This window comes from Polaromonas sp. P4_F6, assembly GCF_056401275.1.
In genome coordinates, this window is record NZ_JBFUJQ010000001.1 from 501,837 (window position 1) to 528,071 (window position 26,235).

General features: G+C 56.1%; 24 protein-coding genes. 1 reads left to right on the forward strand and 23 read right to left on the reverse strand.

What is annotated here, in order from left to right:
* Nucleotides 1–70 precede the first annotated feature (70 nt).
* Both AC1DUN_RS02365 and AC1DUN_RS02370 read right to left on the reverse strand, forming a co-directional pair.
* Nucleotides 71–910 carry a glycosyltransferase family 2 protein gene (locus AC1DUN_RS02365; protein ID WP_477712541.1) on the reverse strand — a complete coding sequence of 280 codons (840 nt, stop codon included), beginning with the start codon at nucleotides 908–910 and terminating at the stop codon, nucleotides 71–73.
* Nucleotides 900–2,330, reverse strand: a complete 1,431-nt coding sequence (locus AC1DUN_RS02370; protein WP_477712542.1) for a hypothetical protein — start codon at nucleotides 2,328–2,330, stop codon at nucleotides 900–902. The genes AC1DUN_RS02365 and AC1DUN_RS02370 overlap by 11 nt, the downstream gene beginning before the upstream one ends.
* A gap of 236 nt (nucleotides 2,331–2,566) precedes the next feature.
* Between AC1DUN_RS02370 and AC1DUN_RS02375 the strand changes: the two genes are divergently transcribed.
* The gene (locus AC1DUN_RS02375; protein ID WP_477712543.1) at nucleotides 2,567–3,697 is read left to right on the forward strand and encodes an acyltransferase family protein; all 1,131 of its coding nucleotides are present in this window, start codon (nucleotides 2,567–2,569) and stop codon (nucleotides 3,695–3,697) included.
* Nucleotides 3,698–3,751: 54 nt separating this feature from the next.
* Here AC1DUN_RS02375 and AC1DUN_RS02380 read toward each other — a convergent pair whose 3' ends face one another.
* From AC1DUN_RS02380 to gmd, 21 genes are all read right to left on the reverse strand, one after another.
* Nucleotides 3,752–4,105, reverse strand: a complete 354-nt coding sequence (locus AC1DUN_RS02380) for a hypothetical protein (protein ID WP_477712544.1) — start codon at nucleotides 4,103–4,105, stop codon at nucleotides 3,752–3,754.
* 31 nt (nucleotides 4,106–4,136) lie between these two features.
* Nucleotides 4,137–4,406 (reverse strand): hypothetical protein, encoded by a 270-nt coding sequence (locus AC1DUN_RS02385; protein ID WP_477712545.1) that lies wholly within the window; start codon nucleotides 4,404–4,406, stop codon nucleotides 4,137–4,139.
* Nucleotides 4,387–5,217: a DUF5672 family protein gene (locus AC1DUN_RS02390; RefSeq protein ID WP_477712546.1), complete on the reverse strand. Its 831-nt coding sequence runs from the start codon at nucleotides 5,215–5,217 to the stop codon at nucleotides 4,387–4,389. Before AC1DUN_RS02390 ends, AC1DUN_RS02385 begins: the two co-directional genes overlap by 20 nt.
* Nucleotides 5,214–5,855, reverse strand: coding sequence for a LicD family protein (locus tag AC1DUN_RS02395; RefSeq protein ID WP_477712547.1), 642 nt, complete (start codon nucleotides 5,853–5,855; stop codon nucleotides 5,214–5,216). The genes AC1DUN_RS02390 and AC1DUN_RS02395 overlap by 4 nt, the downstream gene beginning before the upstream one ends.
* A 9-nt stretch (nucleotides 5,856–5,864) precedes the next feature.
* Nucleotides 5,865–7,370 (reverse strand): hypothetical protein, encoded by a 1,506-nt coding sequence (locus AC1DUN_RS02400; RefSeq protein ID WP_477712548.1) that lies wholly within the window; start codon nucleotides 7,368–7,370, stop codon nucleotides 5,865–5,867.
* Between the two features lie 85 nt (nucleotides 7,371–7,455).
* Entirely contained in the window at nucleotides 7,456–9,267 is a 1,812-nt protein-coding gene (locus tag AC1DUN_RS02405) for an aminotransferase class I/II-fold pyridoxal phosphate-dependent enzyme (RefSeq protein WP_477712549.1), read from the reverse strand.
* 101 nt (nucleotides 9,268–9,368) lie between these two features.
* Nucleotides 9,369–10,205 (reverse strand): class I SAM-dependent methyltransferase, encoded by an 837-nt coding sequence (locus tag AC1DUN_RS02410; protein WP_477712550.1) that lies wholly within the window; start codon nucleotides 10,203–10,205, stop codon nucleotides 9,369–9,371.
* 192 nt (nucleotides 10,206–10,397) lie between these two features.
* Complete coding sequence (locus AC1DUN_RS02415; protein WP_477712551.1) at nucleotides 10,398–10,955, reverse strand: CDP-alcohol phosphatidyltransferase family protein; 558 nt, start codon at nucleotides 10,953–10,955, stop codon at nucleotides 10,398–10,400.
* A gap of 280 nt (nucleotides 10,956–11,235) precedes the next feature.
* Nucleotides 11,236–12,279, reverse strand: coding sequence for a pseudaminic acid synthase (gene pseI, locus AC1DUN_RS02420; protein ID WP_477713118.1), 1,044 nt, complete (start codon nucleotides 12,277–12,279; stop codon nucleotides 11,236–11,238).
* Nucleotides 12,279–13,862, reverse strand: coding sequence for a UDP-2,4-diacetamido-2,4,6-trideoxy-beta-L-altropyranose hydrolase (pseG, locus tag AC1DUN_RS02425; protein ID WP_477712552.1), 1,584 nt, complete (start codon nucleotides 13,860–13,862; stop codon nucleotides 12,279–12,281). Before pseG ends, pseI begins: the two co-directional genes overlap by 1 nt.
* A gap of 16 nt (nucleotides 13,863–13,878) precedes the next feature.
* A complete protein-coding gene (locus AC1DUN_RS02430) occupies nucleotides 13,879–15,906 on the reverse strand; it encodes an aminotransferase class III-fold pyridoxal phosphate-dependent enzyme (protein ID WP_477712553.1) in 2,028 nt (675 codons plus the stop codon).
* A 51-nt stretch (nucleotides 15,907–15,957) separates the two neighbouring features.
* The gene (locus tag AC1DUN_RS02435) at nucleotides 15,958–16,497 is read right to left on the reverse strand and encodes a GNAT family N-acetyltransferase (protein ID WP_477712554.1); all 540 of its coding nucleotides are present in this window, start codon (nucleotides 16,495–16,497) and stop codon (nucleotides 15,958–15,960) included.
* Between the two features lies 1 nt (nucleotide 16,498).
* Nucleotides 16,499–17,293, reverse strand: a complete 795-nt coding sequence (gene hisF, locus AC1DUN_RS02440; RefSeq protein ID WP_477712555.1) for an imidazole glycerol phosphate synthase subunit HisF — start codon at nucleotides 17,291–17,293, stop codon at nucleotides 16,499–16,501.
* A gap of 3 nt (nucleotides 17,294–17,296) precedes the next feature.
* Nucleotides 17,297–17,923 (reverse strand): imidazole glycerol phosphate synthase subunit HisH, encoded by a 627-nt coding sequence (hisH, locus tag AC1DUN_RS02445; RefSeq protein ID WP_477712556.1) that lies wholly within the window; start codon nucleotides 17,921–17,923, stop codon nucleotides 17,297–17,299.
* 30 nt (nucleotides 17,924–17,953) lie between these two features.
* On the reverse strand, nucleotides 17,954–19,144 hold the full coding sequence (locus tag AC1DUN_RS02450) for an N-acetyl sugar amidotransferase (protein ID WP_477712557.1): 1,191 nt from the start codon (nucleotides 19,142–19,144) through the stop codon (nucleotides 17,954–17,956).
* Nucleotides 19,141–20,013: an aldo/keto reductase gene (locus AC1DUN_RS02455; protein ID WP_477712558.1), complete on the reverse strand. Its 873-nt coding sequence runs from the start codon at nucleotides 20,011–20,013 to the stop codon at nucleotides 19,141–19,143. Before AC1DUN_RS02455 ends, AC1DUN_RS02450 begins: the two co-directional genes overlap by 4 nt.
* Entirely contained in the window at nucleotides 20,006–21,205 is a 1,200-nt protein-coding gene (gene pseC, locus AC1DUN_RS02460) for a UDP-4-amino-4,6-dideoxy-N-acetyl-beta-L-altrosamine transaminase (RefSeq protein WP_477713119.1), read from the reverse strand. The genes AC1DUN_RS02455 and pseC overlap by 8 nt, the downstream gene beginning before the upstream one ends.
* The gene (pseB, locus tag AC1DUN_RS02465) at nucleotides 21,205–22,203 is read right to left on the reverse strand and encodes a UDP-N-acetylglucosamine 4,6-dehydratase (inverting) (protein WP_477712559.1); all 999 of its coding nucleotides are present in this window, start codon (nucleotides 22,201–22,203) and stop codon (nucleotides 21,205–21,207) included. The genes pseC and pseB overlap by 1 nt, the downstream gene beginning before the upstream one ends.
* Nucleotides 22,204–22,233: 30 nt before the next feature.
* Nucleotides 22,234–24,075, reverse strand: a complete 1,842-nt coding sequence (locus AC1DUN_RS02470) for an ABC transporter ATP-binding protein (protein WP_477712560.1) — start codon at nucleotides 24,073–24,075, stop codon at nucleotides 22,234–22,236.
* Between the two features lie 47 nt (nucleotides 24,076–24,122).
* Nucleotides 24,123–25,106 carry a GDP-L-fucose synthase gene (gene fcl, locus AC1DUN_RS02475; RefSeq protein WP_477712561.1) on the reverse strand — a complete coding sequence of 328 codons (984 nt, stop codon included), beginning with the start codon at nucleotides 25,104–25,106 and terminating at the stop codon, nucleotides 24,123–24,125.
* A 5-nt stretch (nucleotides 25,107–25,111) separates the two neighbouring features.
* Nucleotides 25,112–26,233: a GDP-mannose 4,6-dehydratase gene (gmd, locus tag AC1DUN_RS02480; RefSeq protein WP_477712562.1), complete on the reverse strand. Its 1,122-nt coding sequence runs from the start codon at nucleotides 26,231–26,233 to the stop codon at nucleotides 25,112–25,114.
* Between the last annotated feature and the right edge of the window lie 2 nt (nucleotides 26,234–26,235).

Consider the following 26,235-nt stretch of genomic DNA (forward strand, 5'->3'; position numbering starts at 1 on the left):
TTGAACAAGGTTTATGTGCGGACGAGCCATGATGAAAGGAGCTTCCGGATTGATATTGATGCCAACGAACTCAGCGCTTTCGCGAAGGGCTTTGAGACGAATTACCACCCAGATGCCGCCCTCTGCGCAGCATTGAATTAAGAATTTCATTGCCGGCTTCAAGTACGCGGGTCAATGCGTACACGGCCCAGCCAAGATTCTCCCTCCGTATCTGGCGGCATTCCTGGATCGTCATCGGAACGTTGCCCGAAAAACCACCGCGGTAGTGGGTGGCGGTGACCAATTCAGAGGTGCTGAAGCGATGCCGCCGGAGAAACAGACGGAGAAACAGGTCGTAGTCCGCTGCGATTTTAAACTGCTCCCTGAATCTGTACTTTTTCTGCAGGTCGGTACGGATAAAGGTAGTCAAGTGCGGAACGGTATTGAAGAAAAACAGCCGCCAGGCCGAAAGTTTCAACAGGCCAAGCGACTCACCGGTCTCCGATACCGCCTCGCTCCGGCAGCTAAGAACCTCGGGCCGATCCCGGCTTAGCAGAGCCACGGCCTGATTGAACCCCCACGGCAGGAGGTGGTCGTCGCCGTTAAGAAACAGGGTGTATTCGCCGGATGCGAGTGCTGCGCCTTTATTCATCGCATTGTAGATACCGCTGTCCCCCTCCGAAACCAGAACATCCACGATATCACCATACCGCGAGATGATCGCAAGCGTCGAATCTGTCGAGGCGCCGTCAATCACGATGTACTGTATGGCTGGCGTCTTGATGCTCCGCACGGATGCAAGAGTCCGCTCAAGGGTAGCTTCGCAATTCCTCGTGACAGTGACAATGGATAAAAGAGGCGAAGCGCCTTCGGCCCGGCCGCGCTCTGGCGGTAATTCCCCCAAGCAGGTAGCGCTTGTCTCAGGCGGCATTGCGGACTCCGGCCTTCCTTGGCTCAAGCACAGCGACCTCGGGCGACACTCTGGAGATAAAAAATGGAATAAAAAATATCCACAGGTACTCGACGGACAGGATATAGGCGTTGGACGCTGAGCAGATCAGGAAAAAAACACTTCCGCAGACGAGAGGAACGGTCAGCCGCTGGGGTAGCGGTGGCGACAGTGCTTTTATCAGCCAGCGAAGGTAGGCAAGCACGAAGATGGCCATGCCTACGAGGCCTATATTCAAAGCCATGCCCAAGTAGGTCATCTCGAATCTCCACGGCTGCTGCTCGGACCGAATACAGTTCGTCGTGACATATCCCAGCCCCGAGCCGAACCATGGCTTGGCCGAGATTTCCTGCACCAGCGTGCTTATCTGCGCCCGCCGGATTACCGCTCCCAGCTTGTCCGATTCAAGCCCGGTGCTCAGGTAGTTTTCCATGGCACAAGCATTGCTTGGCAATGCGTACAAACTTGCGAACTCGCCCTCTAGCTTCATCATGGGATCAAATCGCGCCTGGACATCCCTGTGCTTGACCGAGCCACGCAACTCAGGAAAGGAATCGAACATGGCTCGGGCATAGAGGGTCGTTTCAAAAACCGCGATATGCGGAAGAATCGCCACAGCCAGCAGGCAGGGCGCCATCAATTTCGCCACCATCTTCAGATTGCGATAGCGAAACCCATGGTAGAGCAAGGTGCAAACGGCCAGGGCGGTGAAAAGAACAAGGATGGCTTTACGCCCTGACAGTAGGGCCATGAGCAAAGCGGCCGTGATCAGCAGAAAATTTACCAACGACGGCTTGAAATAATAATAAGCCGCCATCACGGGAAGCAGAAAAATCAAGGGCGTAATCTGCAGGGAGTAAACTTTGGTATAGCCATCCGGGAATTGAATACGGAAAAGCGTTGCGGTCTCAAGCAGGGAACGCAAGTCGCCGCTTTCGGTGAAAAACAGGAAGTAAAACACCAACAGGTTCGCAGCGCATATTGCCTTGAGCGCGGGCTCAATGTATTTCAGTGAAGACACCCCAAATACAGGCCTGCTGAATATCAGCAGGTAAACAACCGGCGCCATCACAAAGACTGCCAGCTCGGCTCTCGCTCCAATGTTACCGTTGGAAAAGCCGTAAATCACCGCCCATACGCCCGGCAACACAACCAGCCAGTCGAGAGGCCAATATGGGTTTTTGCCAACCCGTTCAAGGACAATCCTGAGCACACTGAAGGCTAGCAAGGCTTTCAGGCAATAGAAAAACAATCCAGTATTGGTATAAAGCAGCGAAAGGACCAACAGCGCCAGCTGCAATACCACAACCGCATGAAGAAAGTATTGGTAATTTTTACCTGCAACTAATCCGGCAGTCAGCCTGCTGCTTTTATCAAAAATCTCTTGTATCGAAGCGTGCATATTGAAATTAGGTTTTTATCGTCTTCGCCGCATCGAACAGCAAGAGCAGTCAGAAATAAAGCGGTTTGCCTCCACCAAAAACCGGATCGACCATGTTACTCCACTAGGCCCTGATAACTTAACTCAGCACACGTGTTTAAACACATCACCCAAACCCTTGCGGCACCGGCGGGAGCCGGGCCAGCGTCATGCGCACCCGGCGATAAAATTATGGCACTGAACTATCAAGGGCCCCCATGGTGAAGGACGCGACAAGAACATCTTCAGCGGATGGGCATTCCAATAACTTCGATGGCGTGAGGTTGCTCGGCGCCCTTTTTGTGCTGCTGAGCCATCAGTTCGCGCTTTCAGGGCGCGCTGAGCCCTTGATCATAGGTCAGCACAGTTTGGGCAATCTCGGGGTGTTGATGTTTTTTTCCATCAGCGGATTCCTCGTCATGCAAAGCTGGCAGCGCGACCCTCACCTCCCGAGATTCATGGCTCGCCGATTTCTGAGGATATGGCCAGCCTTGGCGGTGGTGACTCTGCTCACGGCATTCCTGCTCGGGCCTCTGGTTTCGCAGTCAGGTCCGCGCCAGTACTTCCTGTCTGCAGAGTACCGGCAATACCTGCATGAGCTGTATTTCGGTCTTTCTCGGGGGGTTCTTTTTCCCGCCAACCCATTTGTCAGCTCGAACGGATCCTTGTGGACCATCCCCATTGAAGCGTGGTGCTATCTGGCCCTAGGCATTTCGGGACTTCTAGGGGTATTGCGCCATCGCGTGGTCCTGCCCATCCTGCTTGCCTCCAGTGTCATTTATTTCCTGTTCGTTTTTGGCGGGCAGAAGGCCAGCACCGCCTACGCTTCTGGGCAGCATCAATTCCCCAGTCTGGCCGCGTGGCTGTACTTCGCAGCGATATTCTTCTTTGGCGCAGTCATCAACACCTATCATTCGGTTCTCGTCGTCGCCCATAACCGCTTGGCTATCGCCTTCGCGGTGGTATTGGGGCTGGTCGCGGCTCTCTTCGTTGAATACAGCACGACACTATTTTTCATAGTTCCGATTGTGACGATCAGCATCGCCGTACGCGCGTGGCCCTTGCTGAAAAATGCCGGCCGCCATGGCGATCTTTCGTACGGCGTTTACCTCTATGCTTGGCCGGTACAACAAGTCGTCGTACTCGCTTTGGGCAAGACAGCGCCGTACTGGCTTCTTGCCATCTGCTCTCTGGTCGCAGCGACGATGCTGGCCTACCTCTCGTGGCACCTGGTTGAAAAAAGAGCTTTGTTGATGAAGCCGCGGGGCAGCGGCAAACACGGACACCAGACGCCGCCCAACCATCAGGAGCGCCAGTTGGCAAACGGCGAAAAAGCCACCGTGCAATAGCGCGCCGCAGATTGCAAGGTTGGGAGTGGCCGAATCAACCGCCACGCACGGCAGCTAAATAATCGACCGACGGCCGAGCGTCAAACCAACAACGCGCTTGGTGGGTCCATCCACTAGGCACATGGCGGCCATCGCCTCTATTTCGCCGCGCCCGTTTCGCACATGAACCATCTGCGTCGTGGCATCCCAAACGAAACGGTACTCCATCTCGGTACCCACACTCTTCACCAATGGAATGTCCGCGCTTTTTGGGTCACCGGAGGCCTTCTTCAGTGCGGCCTGGCACATCGTGATGGCTTGGATCTGCTGGAAGCCTCCAACGCGGCTCGAGTGCAGCATCATCGCAATTGCCAACAGCACCACGATCGCGAATACTGCGGCACCCAGATTGAACGATTTCTTATTCATACTCACTAATATTTCTCCGCGGGATCTGCGGTCAATTATCGACGAATGCCAAATTCTTCATCAGCACATCGAATCTGAATTTCCGATAGGTCAGCGGCTTTTCCGGGTAAGACTGCATCTCAATGGAAATCTGTGCAAAAGGGAATCCGTAGAAGCTATCAGGGTCGACCCAATAACCGTTGAAAATTGGCAATGCCAGCTCGACTCCATTGATATTCGTCAGTCCCGCATGGACCGGAGCGGCGTCCGCGGCTAGCTCCTCATCGTTTCTTTTTCTCTTTTCAGGTTTCAGTATTCGCATCAGCAGGGAAGTTCAACCCGGCAGCTGATTGACCTTGCAACAATGCTGCCATGGCGGCATCTACAAGACGCGGCTCCACTTGCTCCATCTGCGCCAAGAGCGGGAGCATCAGTGCTGCATAGAACTTCTGGCTGTATTTTGGCAAGCCATGGCAGCCCAACGGCAAGGTGTTTCCGTTTAATGCATACAAAGCTTCTGGATGAGCCTCAAATGCGAACCTGGCGGCGACCTCCATCGGGCAGCTCTTGAACTTGCGGCTCCTCCTTCCCCAGTAGGCAAAAAAGCCATCCTCATTCGCTTCCCAGCGATGGGGCTTGGCCTCGGGCGCGGTGAGCAATTCAAGGGTGGGGCGCAAGCGGCGCAGCGAAAGGCCGCCATTCCCCACGCTAACCCGCGTCCCGAGCAGCTTGAGAAGATAGCCTTTGTGGATCAACGGATGCACCAGTTGCCCAGGCAACCACGGCGCCCCGAAGTAATCGAACGGCATCTCGCAGAAGGATTCGAGGTCGCCGTGGAACAGGAAAGCATCCAGCTGGTGTATGAGCATCCAGTCATACGCCCCCGCAAAGGATTCGTAGAACCGGGGGTCAAGCATCAGTTTGTTGTAGGTCTTGACGCTGGCAAAGTATGCTGGGTCAAAGACTTTGATTTGGAGCTCGGGCCACAGGTTCAAATACTCGCCTAGGAATAAACCTTTCGGGGCTGCCAGATAAACGTTGACGGGAAAGAGATGACGCAATCGCATCAGACACAGCCGTTCAAGGGATGAAAGCTCCGTGCGGTACACGGGCACAACAATTGCGCAGTTCACGCAATAATGTCTTTCACATCGAGCCGCCAGTCACCCTTCACCTGTTTGGGAATGGTCCAATCATCCCCATAGTGCTCCCGGAGCCACTGCTTTATGTTCGCATGAGTGGGGTAGCTCTTTCCGCGGAAAGTAACGTAGTCGTGCGAGTCGCAATAATGGTCGTGCTGCCTACGGCCTTTTTTGAGTTCGGGCACAAATTGGTAACCAAATCCATCTCCCTTTTTATGCCAGAAGCAGATGTCGAAAATCACATGCTCCGCGGAGTAAAAAATCAACTGCTGCATGACGCCGCGGTAGTACAGCTCGCGCCCCACAGTGAATCCGCAGGCGGCAAAAGCGGCCTTGACACGCGCCACATCAATGGCACCGACAACACAAACATCAATGTCGTTGTCGTGTGGAATCAGGCGATCGTCCCTCACGATCCCGAGTATGGTTCCGTCGCAAAGAAAATAATCAACCCCCAGGGACTCAAGCAGGCCGCAACCCTTTTCGAGCGTAGCCTCCGCATGCTCGTTCAGCGGATCGGACACCTCAAACGGAAACGAATAGAAATCATCAAAACCGCGATATCGCAGCACCCATCGAGCCCAGACTGCATGCACGAAACGCTTGAACCGGCGAAGTAGAGAGATCATGCGAGTGTTTCAGTATTCTTGAGGTGAGGAGCGCAAGGCGTGAAATTCGGGGGCGGCGACCACGGCGATGTACTTCTGAAGTTCGCGCGCAATCAGTTCTTGATTTTCCGTCGCATGCGCATCAATCCTGGCGAAATAGGCGTCTCCATGCTGGAGCTCGCGGCTTTCCGCATGTGAGAGATTGAGGAATGCATGCATCGGTACTCGGGAAAATCTGTGGATGAACATGAACGTGCCTTTGGCCTTCTTCAACGCCTCATCATCCAGCTTGGGCAGGTTGTGAAGGTTTTTCAGCACCTCAAAGTATTCGGCCAGGGTCTTCGGGTAAATCGCGAAGCCAGCTTCCACATACGGATTGTCGCCCGCTGTGATCGTCGGGATTCTCGCCAAGGCGCCGAACTCAAAGCCGGCCGACCCTAGACAAGTAATAGTCGCATCGCCGACATGGCAAATACTTCTTGAATCGAAATCCACTCCTTGCGGCATAAAAATCACGTTACCGGAGCTGTACTTGCGAACCAAGGCGTCCCAATCCACATCCACAACCGGATAAAAATGGGCGGATGGATGCTGTTTGAAAATCCAGTTGACGTGCTTGTTGTCGGAGGCGAATTCAAGGGTTTTGAGAAACCAGTCGAGAAAGTCCGCAAACAGCATTCCATTGAAATGCGAATGAGGATAATCGGTAAAAGCATGCAGCATGACGAAGATATTTTTCTTCGTTGCATCAAGGCCAAAGGCGGAGGCGAACTCCTGGCGATCGGAAAACAGTTTGTTGGCGAAGGCCAATTTGGCATCGGCGTTGTAGGAGCCCTTGAACAGCTCGTCCCGAATTGACTCGAACAACTTGTCGAACTCCTGAGGGGGGAGGCTCAAGAGCGGCTCGAGATCCTCGACGGTCGTCCGGTACTCGTACGACTTCCTTGTCCGCGACACGATCATGGTCCCGTACTCGCCGCCCCCGAAGGAATAAATAGGCAGGGATTGTTGCTGGCATAGAACCGCTAACGGCGCGGAGTTAAGCCCCACCCGGTGCGACAAAAGCACGGCCATCGGCTTGATCTGGTCGAGCAACCTGCGATCGCGCTCCACCGCTCTCAGAGTGATATAGATGTATTTGACGAGTCGGCCGTCGAAATAATCGACAGTTCCTTTTTGGGTACCCGCAAGATACTGGTCGTAGACAATGTCGCCCACCAGTTCCCCGCGCCAATGGAGGTCAACAAGATTCCTGCGAAAGAACTGGTAAAGCCAAAGCGCGGCTGAAATCGCGAACAGCCACAGGCGCGAACCTCCCGACAGTTTCACGTCTTCGACAATTTGAAATTTTTCAAAATAACGCGGTAAAACATCTTTCAAGGTCGACGCCTGCCCGATCCGATTGATAAAAACGGGGAGCAGCTGCTTTGCACAGGAGATGATGTGCGTATACACGCATAACTCATGGAGCGACACATTGCTTTGGGTCGATTCAATAAGCAGAACGCCGTTGCCGCCTTCCGAATGGGAAGTCATGATCGATTTGCGCCAGATACTGTTCATTGGGCAGCCACCTCCAAGAGGTTCACACATGCCGCGCAAGAATGCTTTTCTTCGTAAATCACACAGTACCTTCAGCCAAATATTCTCGGATCGCGTCCGTCACGCGCAGATTCTGCTCCCGCATGCGGACGGCGATACGATAGTAAGTGCCCCTCAACCCCGCCCTGCCCACAATTTTTTTCACGAGCAAGCCTTTTTTATAGCAGTACTCCTCGAAGCCGCAATCCGGCCGTTCCGCCAACTGGAAGAACACGAAGTTCCCCTGCGATGCGAAATACCTAACCTTCATTTCCTCCAGTTGCAACTCAAAGTGCTCGCGCTCCCGCCTGAGGCTTGTCAACGCACGCTGGTATTCTTTTTTGTACCGGGGCAGCAAATCGAGAAACACCTCCGCACTGGAAGAAATATTCCATATGGGCAGCCTGCCGCGAACACGTTCGATCAACTGCAGGTCGGCAGAGACAAGCACACCGAGGCGCACACCGGGGACTCCGAAGCTTTTTCCGAAACTCTTGATGATCAGAAGATTCTTGTGCGCATTGACGACGGCCTCGGTAAGCAGCGTCGCATTGACACCGGAAAAGTCGACGAAGGACTCATCAACGATCAACCGTCGCCCCTGCTTGGCGAGCTTCGGAAGCGATTCCAGAAGCGCCTCCAACTGGCAGAGTTCCCCGGTTGGGTTGTTGGGATTGACCAGGATAATGTCGGCGGCGGAGTCGTTGACCATGCCATCGAGCGCACTTTCGAGGCTGACGGCCGGAAACTCACGCTCATAGACAGACAACCGCCCTCCGATAAGGCGTTGGTACTCGAGGAAAAAAGGCGGCGCAATAACGAATTGGCGGTCCTTCAACTCATCGAAAAGGGCGAGCATGATCTCGGACGCGCCGTTGCCGACAACAATCTGCTCCGACTCACAGGGCAAGGACTTCGCGACAATCCGCGAAATGACCGAAAGCTTGGACGGGTATTCGCGCAGGGCGCCGCCAAGCTCATTGCACAACTCGTTCATCATGCCCTGCGGGGGGAAAAACGGGTTCACCAATAAAGTCAGGTCGTCGATAAATTTGTACTTCCAGAACCCACCGAAACGCTGGACCAGGTTGTGGGCGCCGTCGCCGGGCGGCGACGCAATAAGTTCGGCTCTGGACAGATCTTCCTCGTCATCAATTTCCGCCCAGTGCCTTTCATCGATAATGCAAGACACGAACAAGCCCGGCGTGACCGGAGCGATGACCTTGAGCACGTCCTCGTAGTAAGCATTTTTTCCGAATGCGTCGACATACGCGTTGATGAAATGCGAGTAGATGTCGCGCAGGAATTTTCCCGAAAACTTGTACCAGTTGACAGTTTTGAACAACTGCTCAATGGGGTAAAGATGTACGTCTGCCTTGGCCACAAACCCGCTTATCTCCTGCTTGTCCACGCCTACTGTTACACAGGTGCCATCCATCCAGTAACGAAAAGGGCTCACCAGCACAACGTTTTCACGTGTGTCCCGCAGGAAATCAACGGCAACCGAACGCTCGATCCACAGGTCGCTCTCAACTAGCACAACTTCCTCGTACTCCCCTAGGACAGGCAGCGCGAGCTTCAAAGAGTAGATGTTGTTGGTCGACGCAAAGATGGGGTTTTCAATGAAACGAATATCAAGGTCCGGGAAAACCTGCTTCACATGCAGCAACAGATCCTCGCCGCGGTATCCGACGACCATGAAAATAGTCCCAATGCCGCCGGCCTGCAGAGATCGGATGGTGTAGTCGATCAGTTTGTCGCCGTTGACCTCGACCATGCATTTGGTCCGATCCTGGGTGTATTTCTTCAGCCGGGATCCTGTCCCCGCTGCGAGTATGCATGCGCATTTCATAAATTATCCTAGGCAGCCGATATCTTCACGTAGCGGAAAACGCGAGTGCCAGGAAAAGCTCGCCGCGCGTGGAATCCATTTGAATGCCCGGATGAGGCCACTTATTTCTTTCCAAGCAACAGGAAAGAGGGTCGGTACTTGCGATAAAGCACCGGTTTGCTTTTAAACAATTGGTACTCAAAGCGGAAATCTTCGAACTGACTTTCCGCAAACTCCTGGATCATTTCGGGGCTGGCCCAGTATCCGGGAAATATGGGAACCTCAATTTGCTTTCCTCCCAACAATTCGCTGGCGGTCACAGGAAGGGGCTGAACCTTGGGCTGATAGCGAATAAGTTTCTTGACGAAGTTTTTTACCGGTGTCAAAGCCGTCTGCCGGGGCGTTCCCTGCATTTGATCGTAGTACCAATCGATTGGCGTATCAATCAAGTATAGCGCTCCACCCCGCCTGAGCAATCCGCCGCACATGGCCAGGAATTTCTCAAAATACCCGGCGGACGGGAAATATTGAATAACGCTGTGTAAAAAAATCAGGTCGTAAGTGCCTGCCTCTTGAGGATTGGCGACCGACGCAGCAACGAATTCCTCCAGATCACCTTTGAAGAGTTTTGCGCCAGGTACGGTACTGTGCGCGTGGCGGAGCTGCTCCTGCGAAAAATCAATGCCGGACAGATCGAGCCCGGGGCGCAGCGCTTTAAGCGCCCTCAGAATTTTCCCCGTGCCGCAGCCTATCTCCAGCACACGGCGCGGGCCAGCGCTGCTTTCGCGCATGCCGTCCAGCCCTTTCAGCACGTAGGCGCCGACCTCCTGGTAGAGCGTGTCCGGCAGGGGGTTTCCGCTGCCATCCACCCAATGATCTTTGCAATTTTCGGGGGCATTTTTACCGACCACGTCCCAGTAATCTCTAGCCTTGTTAACCTCGTCAACACCAATGCCCATTAAAAACTCCTAATTGCGAAATGTCCGCCATTTAGCACTCCGCCTTTCAAGATGGCCCAGCGCCGTGTCGACAGCAGGCTGACATCAGTGCAGAGGAGAACCAGACTCTCGATCCCATCTTAGCGCTCAGGGATATAAGCCAAGCTATAGATTTAGATTTAGATTTAGATTTAGATTTAGATTTAGATCAAATCAGAGCACGCGAGCGGTATGCATGGGGACGTAGATCATCGCGATTTTCAGGAAAAATAGGATATAGCTGTTGTTCACTAGAAACGCATATATGTCACTCGGCCAATCTCCACCAATCTTCATCCCAGCGTGATCCACCAAAGAATCGGACAGCGACATCATGTATAAATTTAAACAGGATAAAAACGCCCCGACCTCGCTACCGTAGGGTATTTTAAATAGATAAAAAATGCCAACTGCGGATACATACACAAGAATAGTGTCGGACCAAGTATCCAACGCGCCTCCTATCTTTGATTTTTTGTTGTATTTTCTTGCAACCCCTCCGTCAAGGCAGTCCGCCAAATACCTGACAACAAGCATAAACACAGTCGCCAAAAACATTCCATGCGTTATCGCATACAGAATGCAAAAATTTAATATGAGCCCAGTCAGAGTAATTAAATTTGGATGCACATACTTGAAGATGCCAAACAAATTCAATATGACATCCGTTAACCAATCATCCCCCCTTGCTCTTAGAATTTTTTGGGCTTTATTTTTAAAAGAATAATTCATGGTTTATGTGTGGTGTAGGGAGACCCCGTCGTATATCTCTTTCAACCTGTGATTTTCGACAGAAACTTCGCAAGTTAAATAGTCCTTGTCAAACGCGTCCAATCAATCTTACGAACGACAGAAGTGACGCTTTTTCGATTATCAATTTTTTGGCCCCCCGATGAGCTTCTGTATTTTCGGTTCCTTGGGATTTGGAAAGCATTCACGCACATACCCAGTGCCGAAAATACATTCGCAGCAAAACGCATTTAAAAAAATATAACGTCGTTTTACGTCTCGATTACCCTATTAAGTCCCAAGACATGGGAGCCCCCCTTTTGACGTCCTTATTTACCTTTCGCCCCAGCAGCATTTCGTAGTACTTTGGGGGCAGCCCCAGGCCGGGACGAATGCAGCGAAGGTTTTCGCGCGTCAACGCGTCTCCGGATTTCAGGTCTTGCGCAATATAGATGGAACGCCTGAAAAGCAGCGACGGCTTTTCGGCTTCGGTAACGCCGTAGCTCACCTGCCCCAACGCCTGCCACGCGCGTTCAGTTTCCACGACCAGTTGCGCCATCTCGCCAGGCTCCATGGAAAAGCTGCTGTCCACGCCACCATCGGCGCGATTGAGTGTGAAGTGCTTTTCAATTACGGTCGCGCCCAGCGCCACACTGGCCACGGATACGCCCACGCCCATGGTGTGGTCCGACAGGCCGACTTCGCAATCAAACAATTCGCGCAGATGCGGAATGGTCAGAATGTTGGTGTTTGCCGCCGTGGCGGGGTAAGTGCTGGTGCATTTGAGCAGCACCATGTCCTTGCAGCCAGCCGCACGAGCTGCCCGGACGGTTTCATCGAGCTCCGCCACCGTAGCCATGCCGGTGGAAATAATCAGCGGCTTGCCGGTGGCCGCCACCCGGCGGATCAACGGGAGGTCCGTGTTTTCAAAAGACGCGATTTTGTAGCACTGGACATCCAGGCTTTCGAGAAAGTCCACGGCCGTGTCATCAAAAGGCGTGCTGAACGCGATGATCCCCAGTTCGCGTGCCCTGTCAAAAATCGGCTTGTGCCATTCCCAAGGCGTGTAGGCCTGGCCGTAAAGCTTGTGGAGCGAGGTGCCGGCCCACAAGCTTTTGGGGTCATTGATGTGGAATTCGCGTTCATCCAGATCCAGCGTCATGGTGTCCGGCGTGTAAGTCTGGATTTTCAGCGCGTGCGCACCGGTCTTCGCCGCAACCTCGACAATTTCGAGTGCCCGTTCGAGTGATTGGTTGTGATTGCCGGACATTTCAGCGATCACAAACGGGGGCGCCTCTCTGCCGATTTTTCGATGGCCTATTTGCATCATGATCCTTCGCGTATGGGTTGGGCGCGCCTGGCCCGCGCCCGCCTTTTCATCGTTACAACCTGGAATTGCCCGTCAAATGCGGCGTCAAATCCGAGTGATTCAAATATCCGCAGCGAGGCACGATTGTCGCTTTTCACGCGGCCGATGACCAAAACGTCCCCAACTCCGCCGGCAAAAGTGGCCAGCGCCTGTTCCAGCATCAGGCGCCCGAGTCCCAGCCCCCGAAAATCAGGCGCCAAGGCGTAATGCACCTCCCAGCCGCCGTCAGCCTGCTCGAAGCGAATTTGCCCCGCGGGTACCGCGTCGGCGGTTTCGGCAATATAAATCCGGCAGCCCTCGGGATTGTTCAGACGCCTCTCAAACCACTGCTTATGGGTCGCAGCTTCGATTTTTCCCGGCACCAGTGCGTTACGCCGCGTTTCGGGGTCATTCGCCCATTCAAGCAGCAAGCCTTCGTCGGCGGCAGTGGCAAGGCGGTTACGCAGCGCGGCGACTCCTGCCGAGCACAAAACTGCGCAAACGCGCTGCACGCCACGGCCGTCCACTATGGAAAGGCATTTTTGCGACCACTGCCCATTCAATCCTTCGCCGACGATTTCGGCAAGTTTGGCGGCGATCAGGGCCTCATCGACATCCCGATGGAATCCGAGCGAACAAGCCAGGCCCCGCCTGCCCAATTCCGCCGCAATGGGCACCTGGTTGTCAGCGAGCGCAATCACGATGGAAGGCAGGCCCAGGCAAAGCCGTTCCCAGCTTGTCGACCCGCCGGCGCCTATCCCCAGGCTGGCGGCTTCGATCAGCGGAGCAAGCGTCGGCAGCCGGCCATGCATGTGAATATTGGGCCGGTCCGCTGCTTGCCTGCGAATCGCCTCGCCATACATGCCGTTGCCCACCACAAGGTCAACGTCGATGTCATCCCGCCCCAGGCGCAGGAATGCGTCCAGGCTGCGGCCGGTCAGGTTGTCCACGTCGGCGCCGCCGAAATAGATCAGGATGCGCCGCACGGCCCCCTTTCTCGGGATGGCACGTTCATGCCGCCCGGCATAGTCCGGTTGCAACAGCGCGTAGGACGGGCCCAATAGCTGTTTGCAGGCGGCGGGCACCCTGGCGCGGTAACGGATGTCCATTTCCGCCACGAGATTCTGGTCGAGCAATACGTCACAGTCGTGCTGCCGGTCGGCAAGATCATCAATCACCATGATGCGGCCGACAGCCGGCCTCAGGCTTTTTTCCCAGTACTGGTCAATCCCATAATGGTCGACGATGAGCCAGTCCGGCTTTACGCCCGTCGCCTGGATGGCCGCGAGTGTCTGGGCGGCATCCCGGGCCTGTGTGGCGCCGAGCCAGCCGGCATGTGCGAGGGCGTCTTCGCCGGTAGCACCCGGAGCGTCGCAGCCCGTCAGCCGGTGTACCGCGAAGCCCATTTCAAGAATCAACGCGCAAAGATGACCGGCGTGCTCACGGCACACAAACGAAACCGCCGCTCCGCGCTCGCGCAACGCCCTTGCCAGCGTCAGGCAACGCATGACGTGCCCTGTGCCGGCTGTCGACGACGCGTCTGTGCGAAAGACAATGTTCATGTGCGGTGCGGCCGTGTCAGTTCAGGCGTTTGAAGCCGGCGTGGCAGACGGGCCCCTTGAGCAGCGTGTGAATGTCACGGCCATCCTCGCATTCGCGTATCACGCCAAAAATCGGCGCCAATGCGTTGAAGTAGCCGTCTATGACCTCGGGCGTGTGTTCTGTGCACGCGTAAACACTGTTGCTGGCCAGGTAGCCCTTGGCCAGCATCTCCTGCGTGATGAAGGTCTTGTAAGCCAGCGAATTGGGCCCGGCGAGCGTGAATCCGGCCAGGGCCGGCATGCCCCACTGTTCCAGTTGCAAGCCGTGTTCAACGGCCAGCCGGGCCCAACGTTCTTTAATGGAATTGCCCACGGCGGTAATGACGTCCCAGGATTTTTCCCGCTCCATCACTTCCAGGGTCTTGAGCGCTGCGGCCGGGCCGATCCGCTCCGTCCAGAAAGTGCTGCTGATGAACGTCGTCTGCGCGGCCTCCATCACCTCGCGGCGCCCGATGGTTCCAGTGATGGCATAGCCGTTCCCGAGCGCCTTGCCGAACATCGCCATGTCGGGCTCAACGCCGTACAGCGAATGCAGGCCGCCAAAAGTCTGCCGAAAACCGGAAGTGCATTCGTCAAAGATCAGCACAATGCCGTTGTCCGTCGCGAGCTTGCGCACCTTCTCCAGAAACCCGTCTTCGGGGCCCATGTTGCGCGAAACTTCCATTTTGATCACGCCGATCTCGTGGTTTTCGACAAGCGCCTGCAACTCAGGGAAGTTGTTGTACCGAAAGGGCAGCACGCTGCCGCGGAGATTCTGCGGCACGCCTTTGGGTTCGAGGCCCGGCAGAAGGTGTCCGGCCAGATTCTGCTCGTCTCCCAGGTTGGCGGCCAGGTACCAGTCATGCCACCCGTGATAACCGCAAATGGCGACCTTGTCGCGGCCGGAAGCGGCACGGGCGATGCGGATCGCCACGGCATTGGCCTCTCCCCCGCTACGCGCCAGGCGGACCATGTCGGCCCAGGGATGCAGTTCGACCAGGCGTTCAGCCAGGTAGACCTCCTCCGGGCAATTGAAAGTGGACATGTTGCCCGCCGTGACGGTCTGGTGCACCGCCTCGTCCACTTCCGGATGCCCGTAGCCGAGCGTATTGGTGCCTATGCCCATGATGGACATGTCGATGTACTCTTTGCCGTCCAGGTCCCACACCTTGCAGCCCTTGGCCTTGCTGAAGTAGGCCGGCCATTGGTCCGGGAGGAACATCTCCGCCCGCTTGGAGAGCAGCATGTTGCCGCCGGGTATGACTTGTTTGGCACGTTTCCAGAGTTTTTGACCGGTACCCATAATCGATCCTTCGTTGCGAAGCAGGTTCTTGTTGATATCAAAAATTTCAGGCTGGCTGCGTTGCAACTGCAAAACCTGCTGCCAGCCGAAGTGAATGTCGGGCGAGAAATGGGTGAACACTTTGGACATCACCTCATAGTCCGCCGACTCGTCCACGGTCCAACGCAGACCTGACAGGTCCTCATCGTGCTGCAGGCCCACCCGTCTGAACTGGTCGTTTGTCCGCAGATAAGGCGTTACATGCTCGCGATCAAAGGGCCGTGACGCTTCACGCGCCGCTTTTTCGAGCGCTTGCACGGTGAAGACCTCAATGTCGAGCCCATCCGGAAAGGTCGGCGGGGACACATTGCTCAAATAATCGACGTTGGAAGCCCGGAACAAGCGAATTGCCTCGTCGACCAATACAGGATCAACCAGTGGACAATCACCTGTAATCCTGATTACCACATCCGCTTTCGCGAGCCGGGCGGCCTGAGCGTAACGATCAAGCACATCGTTTTCACTGCCTCGGTAGCATTTGAATCCCAGCGCGGTCACATGGTCAAACAGGGGCTGGTTGCACGCATCCACCGAGGTCGCGACCATCACCTCATCGACTTCCCGGGCACATGCCAGGCGAGCCAGCAGCACCTCAACCATGGGAACACCCCCCACCGGTTTCATGACCTTATTGGGTAGGCGGGTGGATCCCATGCGCGCCTGCACAATGGCAACGGTGTTCATGCGTGCCCCCGACGTTTGCGCCGAATCAGTACTTTTTCCATGAGAGCCCTGTCATTTCAAAATACGCCCCATCAACACCAGATCTTCCGCTTTACCATCCAGCAGGAACTGCGCGGGGCGCACACCTTCAACCAGAAAGCCCGCTTTTTCGAAAGCCTTCCGACTTCCCGCATTGGAGGCATAGCAGCCGGCGGTCAGCTTACGCAGCTTGAGATGGGTTGTGGCTATTGCGCAGACCGCTTTGATTGCCGCGGTGGCAAGGCCCTTGCCCCAGGCCGCCTTGTCCCCGATGAGAATGCCGATGTCGCCGGTTTCATGGTGCGGGTCTATGGGGCCAAGTTTGATGTTGCCCACATGCCGCGCCAGCTGTTGGCTCCAGATACCCAGAAAAAGGTTGTTGGGCGACGCCAGCACCGAGGCGACGAAGGCTCGCGTCGACTCCGCAGTGTGAGTCACAAAGCGGCTTTCAAGATACCGGTTGATTTCAGGGTCATTGAGCCAGCAGACATAGCTGTCCGTGACGTGTTCCGGCGCCAGCACGAACAGGCTGCCGGCATCCCCCATCGAAATATGCGGTAAATCAAGGTGCATGTCAGGTTCCGATCCGGATGGGAATGCCAGCGCTTCTGACGTGAGCGCGCGCCTGCATGGGGTTTTGGTCCCTGAAGCAAAAGAAGGTGCCGGCCGCAATCGCCTCCGCACCTGCCGCCTGGAAGCCTTCAATAAAATGCTGCGCCACGCCGCAACCGCCCGAAAGAATCACGGGCACATCGACGGCGTCGACGACCTCTCGCCCAAGCGAGACATTCAGCCCACCACCCTGCCCATCCCGATCGGCATCGGTCAGCAATATCTCTCCAGCACCCGCCTCAGCCGCCTGCCGCGCCCAGGTCACCACATCCAGGCCGGTGTTGACGGATGCCTTGTGCGTGAACACGATATGCCGCTGCCGAACGGGGTCATACCGGAAATCAATGGACACGACAACGCATTGAGCCCCGAAGCGTTCGGCGGCCCGCGTGATCAATTCGGGATCCAGTACCGCGGCTGCGTTGATTGAAACTTTGTCGGCGCCCCGCTCCAACAGCAAAGAGAAATCATCCGGGGTCCGCACCCCCCCGCCCACCACAATGGGCATAAATGTTTCGGAAGCCAATTTCTCGATCACGCCCAGAAGCGCGAAATCCTCGGCTATAGGCAAACTGTCGATATTGAGCACGATCAATTCGTCCGCCAGCTGTGCCTCATACACCTTGGCCTGCGAAACCGGGTCCCCCACTTCGAAAACCTGGTCAAAGTTTCGGGTCGTCACCAAGATGGGCCGAACCAATCGACCATAGGCCTTGTTCTTGATCAGCAGTTTGGGAACTATTCTTTTTTTGAGCATGGCCTACATCGCCAGAAATGATTTGAGCAAGCGCATTCCCGCCGCCTGGCTTTTTTCCGGATGAAACTGTGTGGCAACCAGATTGCCCCGTTTGATCAGTGCGCTGAAATGCTGGCCGTGATGGGACGAGCCGATTTCGCGCCCTAACCTGGGTGCGTGATAGGCGAACGAGTGGTCAAAATAAAAATCCACCGACTCGCCCTCCTTGAAAAGGCCGAAGGACTCCTTGAAGAGGACCTCGTTCCACCCCACATGCGGCACATGGATCGCGGCATCTCCGGCGGGTTTCTCCAGCTTTCGGACGGCCCCTCCAATCCACCCCAAACCGGGGTGGGAGCCGAGTTCCTCGCTATGGTCGGCCATCAATTGCATCCCTACACAAATGCCCAGAAGCGGTTTTTCGTCGCGCAGAACCCACTGCTCAATGTTCTCCAGCAGGCCGCTCGCCCGCAGCCGATCCGCGCAGAACCCGAAAGCGCCGACTCCGGGCAGGACCAAATGCGAGCAGCCGTCCAGGTCTCGAGGGCTGCTTACCAGAATGGACCGCACGTCGACGGCCTCCACCGCGTTCACCACCGAACGGATGTTCCCCGACTGATAGTCGACGATGCCAACGACCTGCGCGTTCATCAAACAACCATCCCTTCGTAACTCAAACAGTCAGACATGACGGGATTTCCAGCGGATCACCTGTGCCTCGGCATCCGCGCGATCCATGGCCCCATCCTTGTTCCAGCGTTCGTAGTCAGCCATTCTCTGGCCGGGCAGCGTTTTCCGGGGATCGTGGGCGTATGGCGACACCTGGTGCGCCATGGCGATTTCCATGAACTCCTGCTCCGTCAAGCCGACAAACTCGAGAAACAGGTCGAGGCTCGGTGGCCGGCGGCCTTCGTACTCCGCAATCAACTTCTCGCCATCCTCCTTCTTGAGCCGTCCATGCCGGATGTCCAGGGCCACGAGGTGCGACGGCCGGGAGTAGCCGCGCTTGATGTATTTGATGTAATCGCGGACACCCTGCATATAGCACTCGATCTTTTCGTAGCTATATTCGGGTGGGACGTTTTCGACTTGGTCCCCTTTCCAGCCCAGATCACGCTGGATGATTTCAGACTGCTTTTTAACGTCCCACTGGATGTAGGAGCCCAGGCACACCGATCGATAGCCCAGGCCGCGCAGGTCCTTGATCGGAGGGTATTTGTACGGCTTCAGATCCCGGGGATCCAGCGCGCCCTCCAGCCGGATGAACATGTCGTCCGAGGTGATGCCAAGGTTGACATACCGGTTAAAGCGCTTCTCATCGACCTCTTCAGGCTGGCTATAGTCGTAGTACGCGGTGTATTCAGCGGAAGGCTCTCCCCAGAAAATCAGAGGGACTTTCTTCTCCAGGGCGACCCACATCGGGTATGAAAAAATCCCGGTATGGCAATGCCAGCAGAAATCGCCTTTTTCCAGAAAACTCTGCAACATGAGCTTTTGGACAACCTTCCAGTTGGGGGTGAAGGTATGGATGTCCACACCCAGCTTTCGCATGGTGCGCTTGACATTGTCGTCAAGGTTGGGTCGCATGAAACCGTGATCAAAGCGGACCACCAGTGGTTTGAGACCATATTCCTTGACGAGGTAATTCAGCGTCCAAGTGCTGTCTTTTCCACCGCTGAAGGGAACGATGCAGTCGTAGTCATATTTTCCGCGGTACTCTTCAACCAGCGCATCCAGGTCCTTCTTGCGTTGGCCCCAGTCAATGCTGTCTTTCTTGAAGTCCTGCTGGTTGCAGATATTGCAGACACCCCGGGCGTCAAAAATGATCGTCTCGTGGGTTTCGGGAAGATTGCATTTGGTACAACGTTTCATTGCAGTTTCCATTGAGTGGGATTGATGAGGCGCAAGTCCGAAGACTCGAGGAATTGGGGGAAGTCAATCAGGTCGACTGTGGGAGCGGCAAGAATTTCATCCAGATGGCTGACACCATCCACGCCGACAACAGCCCGTCCTATGTCAGGATGCGATAACGCGAACATAAGGCATGCCCGCAGCGGGCTGAGTTGCTGCGCCGCCAGCCAGTTGTCCCACTTCGACCACAAGTCCTGCCAGGCGGAAAATTCCGGACGCCGCTTCTCAGCCGGCTGCAGCAGCAAACCCTGCAGAAACACCGAGCGCACATGTATTTCCGTGCCGGCCTGACGCATACGCTCCAGCCAACCAGAACTGGCCAAACGCCGGTCAAACACATTAAAAGGCGACTGGACCAGGTCGAGCCGGAATTTCGGCCACAACGCGTCCAGCTCCTCCGGCCCATAGATGGACACACCGATCTTGTCCACCAGGCCCAGTTGCTGCGCATCGCGCAGGGCGGCATAGAGCTCCGCTCCCTGCGGCCCAAGGAGCTGCTGCGAGCGATGCAGCAAGAGGCCGTGCAGCTTGGGCACCCCGAGCCGCATAAGCGAGCCCCTCAACTCCGAACGCACCCAGGCCGCAGCATCGATGCCGGCTTCAGGCAATGCCGGTAATTTGGATACCAATTTCCATTGCCGCACACCCAACGATCCCAATGTTTTCTCGCTGTCGCCGTAGGCAATGGCGGTATCCAGTGTGTCCATGCCGGCCGCCTGCGCCCGTCGCAGGATTTCACCGGCCTCGCCTGGGTTGATTTGCCCGAGCTGGTTGGCGACGCCATAAGCCATGCCAAACTGGGCCGTACCGAGAGCAATGCGGCTACGCATGACCAAGCACCTCCCTCATCACGCGCACCACCTCGTCCTGCTGCTCGAAGGTTAAAGTCGGAAAAAGAGGTAATGAAATAGCCTGATCTCCGTAGGCTTCCGCTTCGGGGAACTGCCCGGCGACAAACCCGAGGTCACGATAATAGGGTTGCAGATGAACCGGCATGTAGTGCAGATTGACGCCAATGCCTTTTGACCTGAGTTCATCAAAAATCTGGCGATGGGTCTTGGCCGTACGCGCCGGCTGGACTCGCACCACATAAAGGTGAAAGGCCGAAATATTGGATTTCAAAATAGTGGGCAATGCGAGCGGCAGATTACCCAATGCGGCATCGTAGCGGCGGGCCAGCAGGTTGCGGCGCTCCACATAACTTTGCAGGCGGTCGAGCTGGCTGATACCAAGAACGGCCTGGATGTCCGTCATGCGGTAGTTGTAACCCAGCTCATGCTGCTCGTAATACCAGGCCGCGGGTGTCACTGGCGCTGACGGTGACATATTTCGGACGGCTGTTGTTGCCCGGAATCGCTGTACATCCCTGGTAATGCCATGGCTGCGGAACAGCGCCATGCGTTCGGCCAGCATGGCGTCGTTGGTGAGCGCCAAGCCGCCTTCTCCCGTCGTGACGATCTTGACGGGATGGAAACTGAACACCGTAATATCCGACCAGCGGCAACTACCGACCGGCTCGCCATGATGTGACGCCCCGATAGCATGCGAAGCATCTTCCAGCACCTTAAAACCGAACTCCTGGGCCAGCGCCCAGATCGCCTGTTGGTCGGTCGGTTGGCCGCTGAAGTGCACAGGTACCACAACCTTAGGTAGCTGGCCACGCTCCTTGGCGACGACGAGCTTTTCGCGCAGGCCGGTGATGCTGATATTCCAGGTCTGCGGATCAATGTCGACAAAATCAACCTCAGCGCCGCAATAACGGCCGCAATTGGCGGAAGCGACAAACGTATTGGGCACCGTCCAAAGGCGGTCGCCCGGACCCACTCCGAGTGCCAGGCAAGCGATATGCAAGGCCGATGTGGCGCTGTTCACAGCGACCGCATGGCGGGCGCCGACATGCACCGCGACGGCCTGCTCGAAGCGAGGAATTGCGGGACCTTGTGTGAGGAAATCCGAACGCAGGACCTCAACCACGGCATCGATATCCGCCTGAGAGATGTCTTGTCGGCCGTAAGGAATCATCATTTGGCCGCGAGTTGGTTGAAGGACAGAATCTCTTCAATGGTCAAGAAATGCGGATTTTTCCCCGAATGGTATTCAGCGCCCTGCTCGACCGCTTCGCCCTTTTCAYCGATCCCGTTCACGGAGAAATCCGCAGACCTGGAGAACTGAATGGTGGGCTTGATGACAAAGTGATCGGAAAACTCCAGCGTCAGATGCGAATCATCCGCGGGACACATGATTTCGTGCAACTTCTCGCCGGGGCGAATCCCGATGATCTTATGGGGAAGTTGCGGCGCCATGGCGGTCGCCAGGTCGGACACCTTCACCGACGGGATTTTCGGTACGAAGATTTCTCCTCCGTGCATCCGTTCGAAATTCTTCAGAACGAAATCCACGCCTTGCTGCAAGGTGATCCAGAAACGCGTCATCCTCGGGTCGGTGATGGGAAGGTGGTCGGCGCCGCTGTCGATCTGCTTCTGGAAGAAGGGAACGACTGACCCCCGTGAGCCCACGACATTGCCATATCGCACCGCGGAAAACCGCGTCTTGTGTCCACCGGCGACGTTGTTGGCGGCAACAAACAGCTTGTCAGAAACCAGCTTGGTCGCGCCATAGAGATTGATGGGGCTGGCAGCTTTGTCGGTTGACAGCGCGATGACCTTCTCCACATCGTTTGCCAAGGCTGCATAAATCACATTCTCCGCGCCATGGATATTGGTCTTGATGCACTCCATGGGGTTGTATTCAGCAGCCGGCACTTGCTTGAGTGCCGCCGCGTGAATCACATAGTCAACGCCCTTCATAGCCTGTATCAGACGCTCACGGTCACGGACATCACCGATGAAATACCGCATGCAATCCTGGTTAAAGTCCTGCTCCATTTCAAATTGCTTGAGTTCGTCGCGGGAGTAAATAATCAGCTTGTTCGGCTTGTAGCGCTCAAGGATAGTTTTGACATACTGCCTTCCGAAAGAACCGGTGCCGCCCGTGATCAGGATATTTTTATTGGTAAACATGGTTTTCCATACGTAAAAAATGGATGAAATTTATTGGATTGGCAAAGGCTCTTGGCTTGCAGCGAGTGCCATACGCTGAAAGCTCGGGCTGCCGGCGATAAGCTCGTCATAAGTCCCCTGAGCCACGACCTTTCCACCCTCAAGCTGAACGATGGTGTCGCAGTTGCGCACCGTGGTGAAGCGGTGCGCGATCATCAGGATCGTCAACTCCCGATCGAGCCCATCAATGGCGCCCATGACGGACCGCTCGGTTGCGCTATCAAGTGCACTGGTAGCTTCATCAAAAACAAGCACGCTGGCTCGTTTGTATAGCGCGCGCGCAATACCAATCCGCTGCCGCTGTCCACCAGAGAGGCGAACGCCACGCTCACCGACAAGCACGTTGTATCCCTCGCGTCGGCTCTCGATGAACTCAGCGATCTGGGCTTGGGCCGCGGCCTTTCGCACCCTGTCCATGTTTATGGCAGCCTTGGGCACGCCAAACGCGATGTTCTCGGCGAGTGTCGTGTCGGCCAGGTAGATCGCCTGCGGCACGTGGGCAATCGAACGCTGCCACGCACCGACGGCGGCTCCGGCGATGACTTGACCATCCACTGAAAGCACGCCCTCCGAGGGCGCAAGCAGACCCATCAGCAAGTCAAGCGCGGTACTTTTCCCGCTGCCGGTGCTACCAACAAAACCAACACGGGAGCCTTTGCGAATTGTCAGGTTCACCCCATCGAGCACAAGCGGACCGCCGGCGGAATAACGAAAACTGACCTCGCTGAGCCGGATGTTGTCGTGCAATTGCAAAGGTTCCGGCGGCTTCACCCTCGGAAAATCCGCTGGATACGGTTGGTCCAGCATTTCCAACAGCCCGGCCAGCGATGCCTGGGTTCCCGTAATACCAGCCCATGCGCTGTAGCTGAGCTGCAACGCGGGTAACAACCTCTGCGCGCCGAGGGCCAGCGCGCCCAGCACCGGCAGGGCCACAGCCACGCCGCCGGGCTGCCGACTCAAGCCATAGGCGAGCGCGGCGATCAGGCCCATGCCCACAGCCTCCACCACAAATCGCGGGCTGGCCGCGATAAATACATTGTTGCCCTGCGCCCTGCGCAGCGGATAGTCCGCCTGCCGGTACACCTGGCTGTAGACCTCCTGCGCACCGTCGAGCAGCACATCACGTATGCCTCCCAGCCCCTCCTGAAGCGCCTTGATGACCTGCGAATACTCATGGCCTATGCGGTCACTGTTTCGGCGCAGTCGGCGCCTGGCTATCCAGCTGATCGCAAAATAACTGCTCCCGAAACCCGCGATCGCCACCATGGCGACCATCGGATTGATAACCAGCAACGTTATGGTGATGGCCACAAGCAGAATCGACGAACTCACCAGCGTCAATAATTGATAAAGCACGTTTACCGCATCCCCAATCTTGTTGGTGATGCTGCTGATGACCTCACTGCTATTGCGCGACACGTGAATCGGGTAGGGCTGGTAGAGGGTTCTGCGGTACACCTCGATACTCAGATCTGCGCTGCTGGCAAACGCCAGCCTGGTCGTTACCCATAGCACCAGCATGCGAACCGCGCCGGCAATGATGGCCGCAGCAACGAACGCGACAGTCAAAGGCAAAACCAGCTGATCGGCCGACGTTATGCCCCAGCCCTCGGCAAGGCTCGCGATGAACGGGCGCTTGAAAAGTGTCTCGGGCGCAACCAGCACACCAATGAAGGGGAGCACGATCCCGAGGCTGACGACTTCCGCGGCCGCGCTGATCACCGTGAGCCCCGTCAGCACCACGAATTGCCGCCGCCGCCGCTTGCTCAGATGCCCAAGCAGGCGCGCCAGCAATGCCAACAGCGAATGACGAACAACCGGGGAGTTCACCATTCGGCTCCCGGTAAGGCGCATGCGCATGAGAAGTTGGAGCTCCGCATCTATGCTCCTGCGGCCAACGGTTTCGCCTGCCAGCCGGCAAGAAAGGCCTGGTAGGTCTCCTGCAAGCCTGCTTTCAGGGAAATTCCGGGAGCCCAGCCCAGTGACGCAAGCCTGGAGACGTCGAGCAGCTTTCGCGGCGTGCCATCAGGCTTGGTGGTGTCGAACTCGAGCCGGCCCTGGAAACCAACCACCTGCATGACGGTTTTGGCCAGGTCACCGATGCTCAACTCCTCACCGCTGCCTACGTTCAGGTGGGACTGCATGGGCCGCGTGGCGGCGTCATAACGCGGGCGATCGAGCCCCATCACATGCACGCTGGCCAACGCCATGTCGTCAACATGCAGGAACTCGCGTTTCGGCGTGCCGCTTCCCCAAACGACCACTTTTTCAGCGTTTGCGACCTTGGCTTCGTGAAAACGCCTGATCAATCCGGGAATGACGTGGCTGTTTTCCGGATGATAGTTATCGCCCGGACCATACAAGTTTGTCGGCATGACGCTTCTGTAGTCAGTGCCGTGCTGCCGGTTATAGCTTTCACAAAGCTTGATACCCGATATTTTGGCAATCGCATAAGCCTCGTTGGTTGGCTCGAGCTGTCCCGTCAGCAGACTGTCCTCCCTGATCGGCTGGGCCGCCAGGCGTGGGTATATGCACGAGGAGCCGAGAAAGAGCAGTTTGCGTACGTCGTGCCGCCAAGCCTCATGAATGATGTTGGCCTGCATCATCATGTTTTCATAGATGAAATTCGCTGGATAACTGTTGTTGGCGTGGATGCCGCCAACCCGCGCCGCGGCAAGGTAAATCTGCTCGATTTTTTCACTTGAGAAAAAGGACCTGACTTGCACCTGGTCGGTCAAATCGAGTTCCGCATGAGTGCGCGTAACGATATTGCGATACCCACGCGACTCCAGCAGGCGAACAATGGCTGACCCAACCATCCCGCGATGACCAGCTACAAAGATGCGGGCATTCAAATGTTCCATGCTTCTTATTTCTCCAGGGATATCGCCACGCTGTAGCCGTGACGCTTCAAAAGCGCATGCCGTCGAGCCTCTTCAAGGTCTTTCGCAACCATTTCCTGAACCATCTCGGCGAACGTCGTTGTCGGCGTCCAACCAAGCTTGACACGCGCATTAGTGGGATCTCCCAACAGTGTCTCCACTTCGGTGGGGCGGAAGTACTTGGGGTCAATCGCCACGATGGTCTGACCCACGCTCACGCCACTTGCCTTGTCCGAAGTTATTGCCGCAACCACCCCTTTCTCCTCAACGCCGCCGCCCTGCCATTCGATTTCAATGCCCAGTTCACGCGCCGCCACCTCAACGAACTGGCGAACCGAGTACTGCACGCCGGTCGCGATGACGAAATCTTCGGCCTTTTCCTGCTGCAGCATGAGCCACTGCATCTCAACGTAGTCGCGCGCATGCCCCCAGTCACGCAGCGCATCCATGTTTCCGAGATAGAACGATTGCTCCAGCCCCTGCGATATGTTTGCCAGCGCGCGAGTGATCTTTCGGGTGACGAAGGTTTCCCCGCGACGCGGGGACTCATGATTGAACAAGATTCCGTTGCATGCGTAAATGCCGTAGGCTTCACGATAGTTGACCGTGATCCAGTAAGCGTACAGCTTGGCCACCGCGTAGGGACTGCGAGGGTAGAACGGCGTGGTTTCACGCTGCGGTATTTCCTGCACCAAGCCGTAAAGTTCCGAAGTTGAGGCTTGGTAGAAGCGCGTTTTCTTCTCAAGCCCCAGTATCCGGATAGCTTCTAGCAGCCGCAGCGTGCCCATGCCGTCGACGTCGGCCGTGTATTCAGGCGACTCAAACGATACCGCCACATGGCTCATTGCACCCAGGTTGTAGACTTCGTCGGGCTGCACCTGCTGCATGATTCGCATCAGGTTCGAGGTATCCGTGAGGTCACCGTAGTGCAGAAACAGGTGTGGGTTGTCTATGTGGGGATCTTGATAGATGTGATCAATACGCTCCGTATTGAAAAGCGAGGCGCGCCGCTTGATGCCGTGCACATCGTATCCCTTGGCCAGCAAAAACTCCGCCAGATAGGAGCCATCCTGGCCAGTGATTCCGGTAATCAACGCTACTTTTTTCATTT